Annotated in this window: 4 protein-coding genes; 3 read left to right on the forward strand and 1 reads right to left on the reverse strand. The window is 70.9% G+C overall.

Annotated elements, in window-relative coordinates; translation table 11 throughout:
- Positions 1 to 354 precede the first annotated feature (354 nt).
- The gene (locus tag VF697_RS16525) at positions 355 to 1,152 is read right to left on the reverse strand and encodes an FKBP-type peptidyl-prolyl cis-trans isomerase (RefSeq protein ID WP_331096069.1); all 798 of its coding nucleotides are present in this window, start codon (positions 1,150 to 1,152) and stop codon (positions 355 to 357) included.
- Between the two features lie 126 nt (positions 1,153 to 1,278).
- Between VF697_RS16525 and VF697_RS16530 the strand changes: the two genes are divergently transcribed.
- From VF697_RS16530 to VF697_RS16540, 3 genes are all read left to right on the forward strand, one after another.
- Complete coding sequence (locus tag VF697_RS16530) at positions 1,279 to 3,675, forward strand: ATP-binding protein (RefSeq protein WP_331096071.1); 2,397 nt, start codon at positions 1,279 to 1,281, stop codon at positions 3,673 to 3,675.
- Positions 3,676 to 3,702: 27 nt separating this feature from the next.
- Positions 3,703 to 4,170: an SRPBCC domain-containing protein gene (locus VF697_RS16535; RefSeq protein ID WP_331096073.1), complete on the forward strand. Its 468-nt coding sequence runs from the start codon at positions 3,703 to 3,705 to the stop codon at positions 4,168 to 4,170.
- Positions 4,171 to 4,336: 166 nt separating this feature from the next.
- A complete protein-coding gene (locus VF697_RS16540) occupies positions 4,337 to 5,764 on the forward strand; it encodes a hypothetical protein (RefSeq protein ID WP_331096075.1) in 1,428 nt (475 codons plus the stop codon).
- The last annotated feature ends 24 nt before the right edge of the window (positions 5,765 to 5,788 follow it).

The following is a 5,788-nucleotide window of genomic DNA, read 5'->3' on the forward strand; positions in this document are numbered from 1 at the left end:
TCCGTCTTCAGCTCGTGCAGGGCCTGGAACTCCTTCTCCGTCAGCCCGCCCAGCTCCTCGCGCCGCTCCTCCGCGCCGCCCTTCCCCGCCCCCTGCTTCGTCGCACAACCACTCAGGGTGAGCAGCACCGCCGCCGCCCAGCCCCACATCGTCCGCAGGCTCATTCGCATCCTCTCCTCCGGGCCCGCCCACGGGCCCGCGAGCGCTCCCGGCGTAGCGCGCTCCCCCCTCCCCACGCCAGGACTTCGCCGCGAGGGACGTCGGGTGGAAGAAAGACGACGGGCCACCCGGTACCCCACCCCGACACGGGGCGGGACCGGATGGCCCGCGGACAACGGTCCGGATGTGCTCGGACTACTTCTTGGCCGGCTGACCCCCCGGCTGACCGGCCGGCGCACCCGGCTGACCACCCGGCGCACCCGGCGCACCCGGCTGACCGCCCGGCGCACCCGGCATGCCCGGGGGCGGCTCGTTCTTCTGCACCTCCAGCAGCTCCACCTCGAACACCAGCGCCGAGCCGCCCGGGATGCCCGGGGTGCCGCGGTCGCCGTAGGCCAGGTCGGACGGGCACACCAGCTTGGACTTGCCGCCCACCTTCATCTTCTGCACCCCCTCCGTCCAGCAGCGGATGACGCCGTTGAGCGGGAACTGGGCCGGCTCATTGCGCTTGTAGGAGCTGTCGAACTCCTTGCCGTCCGGCAGGGTGCCCCGGTAGTTCACCTTCACCACGTCGGTGGCGCCGGGCTGGGCGCCGGTGCCCTCCTGCAGCGACTTGTAGATGAGGCCGGACTCGGTCTTCTCCGCGCCCTGCTCCTTGGCCGCCGTCTCCAGGAAGGCCTGGGACTTCTCCTTCTCCTTGGCCGCCCGCTTCGTGGAGCGATCGCGGGCCAGCTCGGACAGCTTCGGCCCGAAGGTCTGGATGTCCACCGCGGGCTCCTTGCCCAGCACCTGCGCGTCGATGCCCGCCTTCACATACGCCAGCTCCTCCGGCGTCATGTCGAAGAGCTGGATCTGCCGCCCCAGGGAGAGCCCGAGCGCATAGAACGTCTTCTGCTCGTCCGTCTGCGGGGCGCCCGCGGCCGTGTCCTTCGCCCCCTGCTGATTGCAGCCCGCCACGGCGAGCGCCAACGCCATCACGAGAATCTTCCGCATGTCTCCTGCCTGCCTTTCGATGACCAGGGCAGCGAGCGCTGCCTCTGCCGGCGCCCTTATACAGAAGAACGGGCCGGACCGTCCCCCGCGCAGAACGTCCTTATCTTTTTCCGCATGGAAATCGACGTGCGACGTGTCCTGGACTCCCTGGGGGAACCCCTGCTGGCCCTGGACCGCTCGGCACGCATCCTCCACGTCAATGCGGCGCTGAGGGAGCTGCTCGGCTGGTCCCGCCTGGAGCTGCTCGGCCGCCCGGTGGAGCTGGTGATTCCGGGGGGACTGCCAGGACTGCCCCAGGTAGGCCCGCCCGTCCCTCCCCCGGGTCCGGGTCGCCCGCCACCCGCGGTGTACCGGGTGAGCGCCGCCCGGCGCGACGGCCAGCGCCAGGAGGTGGAGGTGCGGCTGTCGCCCTGGCTCGGAGGCGAGGCCGAGGGGCTGAGCATCCTCTCCTTCCATGAGCTGGACGCGCGGGTGGAACTCGAGCGGCAGCTCCGGCTGTGTACCCGGCTGAACATGCTGGACGCCGCGCTGGCCTCCGCGCTGGCGCCCGTCATGGACGAGGAGACGGCGGCCTATGCCGCGCTGCGCGCCTGCGGGGAGACCGAGGGCTGGGAGCTGGGCACATACTGGGAGATGGATCCGGAGGAGGGCGTGCTCCGGCCCCTCACGGTGTGGACGGCGTCCTCGTCGCTGGGTGGGTTCGTGGACCTGACCCTCCAGACCCTCCTCCGGCCCCACGAGGGACTCCCGGGCCAGGCGTGGGCCCGCATGGAGCCGGTATGGTGCCACGACCTCGCCCATGACCCCCACTTCCTCCGGGAGCAGGGCGCCAGGCGGCAGGGGCTGCACGGCGGCCTCTTCACCCCGGTGACGGGCACGGGCCGGCGCTACGGCGTGCTGGAGCTGTTCCGCCGCGAGCCCCTGGAGGACCGAGCGGCGGACGAGGCCATGGCCAGCGCGCTCGGGCACCGGTTCGGACGGTTCCTGGATCGACTCGACATCGAGCGGGCGGAGAACACGCGCGACCTGGGGCTGAGGAACCTGTGGGACTCGGACCTGCTGGGGCTCTTCGTCTGTGACCACCAGGGCCGGCTGCTGGACGCCAACGCCGCCCTGCTGCGGATGCTGGGCTACACGCGGCAGGACGTGCGCGAGGGGCACCTCACGTGGCCGGGGCTGATGGCGGTGAACCACCGCGCGGCGAGCGAGGGAGCCCTGCGGCGGCTGCGGGTGGACGGCACCTACCACTCCTTCGAGGGCGAGCTGCTGCGCAGGAACGCCGCCACCGTGCCGGCGATGTTGGGCTCGGCGAGCCTGGACGAGGACCGGGTGGTGACGTTCGTGCTGGACCTGTCGGACTGGAAGGTGGCGGAGAGCGGCCCGCGCCAGGAAGCGGATGCCCGCCTCCAGGCGCTCATCGCGTACGTGCCCATGGTGCTCTTCTCGATGGACCGCGATGGCACCTTCACCCTCTCCGAGGGCCAGGGACTCAAGGCCCTGGGGCTGAAGCCCGGACAGGTGGTGGGCCTGTCCGTGTTCGACCTCTACCGCTCGGAGCCCGAGGTGCTGGCCCACGTACGGCGGGCGCTCGCCGGGGAGGACTTCTTCACGGTGGACGCGCTGAGCACCGGGCTGCTGTTCGAGACGCACTGGACGCCGCTGCGCGACGCGGAGGGGAAACCGGCGGGCGCGCTCGGGCTGGCCCTGGACGTCACCCAGCGGGAGCGCGAGGCGCACTGGCGGGCCCGGCTCTTCCACGAGGCGGAGCAGGCGCGGGCGGAGGCGGAGCAGGCGGTGCGGGCGCGCGATGAGTTCCTGACCGTCGCCTCGCACGAGCTGAAGACGCCCCTCACCTCGCTCAACCTGCAACTCCACACGCTGCTGAAGCGGGCGCGCCAGGCAGGACAGGATGGCGAGCAGGTGGAGCGCCTGGAGAAGGCGCGGCGGCAGCTGCAGAAGCTGGCGCGGATGATGGACGAGCTGCTGGACGTGTCTCGGGTGGCGGAGGGGCGGCTGCGGCTGGAGCTGGGCGAGGTGGATCTGCTGCAGGTGGTGCAGGAGGTGATGGAGCGCTTCCAGGACGAGGCCCAGCGGTCGGGCACGCGCCTGGAGCTGCGGAGCATGGACGCGGTGGTGGGCCAGTGGGACCGGGTGCGGCTGGAGCAGGTGGTGACGAACCTGGTGTCCAACGCGCTGAAGTACGGGGCGGGGGCGCCGGTGGACATCCTGGTGCGCTCCAGCGGGGCCATGGCGCTGCTGGAGGTGAAGGACCACGGCATCGGCATCGCGCCGGAGGACCTGGAGCGCATCTTCGGCAAGTTCGAGCGAGCGGTGCCGGTGCGCAAGTACGGGGGCTTCGGGGTGGGGCTCTACATCGTGCGACAGCTGGTGGAGGCCCTGGGCGGCGCGGTGGACGTGGAGAGCACGCCGGGCCAGGGGACCACCTTCCACGTCGTCCTGCCGCTGGCGGGGCCCGCGGCGAGACCGACACCTTCATCCCAACCGGAGGCGGGCCTGCATTAGAAAGCCCCCGCGACAGGAGGAGCACGCATGCAGCAGGCCGGAAGCGGAGTGGGCATGGCGCGGGTGGAGGTGGAGGTGACGGTGGGCGCGCCACGGGAGCGGGTCTGGCGGGCGCTGGTGGAGGAGGCGGGCCAGTGGTGGCCCAAGGACTTCTACGTGGGCCAGGCCGCGAAGGGCTTCCTCCTCGAGGCGCGCCCGGGAGGCCGGGTGTACGAGGACTGGGGCAACGACGCGGGAGCGCTCTGGTACACGGTGCTGGTGGTGGAGCCGCCCACGGTGCTGGAGCTGGCCGGGCACCTGACGCCCGCATTCGGCGGGCCGGCGACGACGACGGCGCGTCTGACGCTGACGGAGCAGGACGGCGCGACTTTGGTGAAGGTGGAGGACGCCATCTTCGGCCGCGTGGACGAGCACACGGTGCCGCGCCTGCGCGAGGGCTGGCGCGCCCTCATGGGGCGGGGGCTCAAGGCCCACGTGGAGCGCCAGGCTCCCTGACTGCTCGCGGTGGAAAGAGGAAGCCCGCCCCACCCCGAAGGGCACGGCGAGGGCACGCATGGGAACGCCTTTCTCCACACAAGGCCCTACCGCGTGCCGCCTTCCGAACGCCTGGCCCGGTACGCGGTTTGCTCTTCGCCTCCGGCCTGGAGGGGGAATGACCGTGATGCGGAGACTTCTGGGAGCATGTGGCGCGGCGGTGCTGGTAGCGGCGGCGTGGGCGTGTGGTGAGACGAACACGCCGGCTCCAACGGAGCCCATGGACGGCCCCGCTCCCGCCGAGGGCGCCCCGCCTCCCCTCAGCGAAGAGAGCCCGCCTCCCTCGCCCGAGCAGGAGGAGGTCAACCCCCCCGAGGATGGAGAGTTCATCCCGCCGCCCGTCGTGGAGGCGCCCGCGGAGGAGAGCCCCGGCGAGATCTCCAGCCCGATCCAGAAGGGTCCGGACCCATGGCCGAAGGACACGGCGGTCAACTACACGCAGCGCTTCGGCGTGGGCCGCCCGCGAGGCGTGGCCGTGGATGACGCCTTCAACATCTGGCTGCTGGATGGCAACCGCATCGGCGTGCTGAAGCCCGGAGCCACCCAGCCCCTGTGGGCGAGCAACATCGGACAGGCCGGCCGGGGTTTCTCCTCCACGGTCATCTGCGGCGGCAGCGCGGGCCGGGCCTACGTGGGCTACCACGCGCGGGAGCTGGACCAACCCGAGCGGAGCTCCTACACCGACTCCACCTTCATGGAGGGCGACCTGGACGTGGTGAAGCTCACCCCGAGCGGCATCCAGTTGGAGGAGCACCTCTACCGCTCGTTCCGGCGCAACAAGGAGAAGAATGACGGCAGCCTGACCTGGATTCCCCCGGTCAACGCGGGCCTGCACAACTCCAACAACTGGAAGTACGACGAGGACCGGGCGGTGCTGGGCTGCGTGAAGGTGATGCGCGGCCGGGACAAGGGCGAGGTGTATGTCAGCACCAACCACGGGGTGTCGCGCATCAAGGGGCTCCACTACAACAGCCACCGCCACCCGGTGTGGTTCGACGCCCAGGGCCACCAGCACATCGGCTACTCCTACGCGGTGGGCATCGCCCAGGATGGCGACGTGCTCATCGGCAATGACTGGACCTTTGGCATCGTCACGCCCAACGCGGACCTCGGCGTCTGGGATTGGATGAGCCCCAAGACGCTCAACCCCATGAAGGTGGAGTCCTCGTACCTCCCCGAGGTCAACTCGCTCCCCGAGTTCGACTACTGGCGTGGCTTCCAGCAGACGAAGGACGGGCGCTACTACCTGGCCAGCAGGAGCTACGGGCTGTGGGAGATGCGCATCATCTCGCGCGGCAACCGCGAGCAGAAGGGCCTCCGGATCCAGGGTCTGCCCACGAACCAGCTCACCAGTCTGGCGGCCACGGATGACGGCTCGCTCTTCATCGGCACCGGCGGCGGGGGCCTGTGGCGGATGGACGCGAGCAAGAAGCTCACGAAGGTGGAGGCGGTACCGGGCAAGGACGTGAAGCAGCTCGTCTACGACCCCAACGCCACCCCGGCGATGCTCTACGTCCTCACGGACGCGGGGCTCACCGTGCTCCGCGGCTACTGAGGAGACCCCCTACCCCGCCCGCCT

Origin of the sequence: Archangium sp., from assembly GCF_036388035.1 — a bacterium.
Classification (GTDB): Bacteria; Myxococcota; Myxococcia; order Myxococcales; family Myxococcaceae; genus Archangium.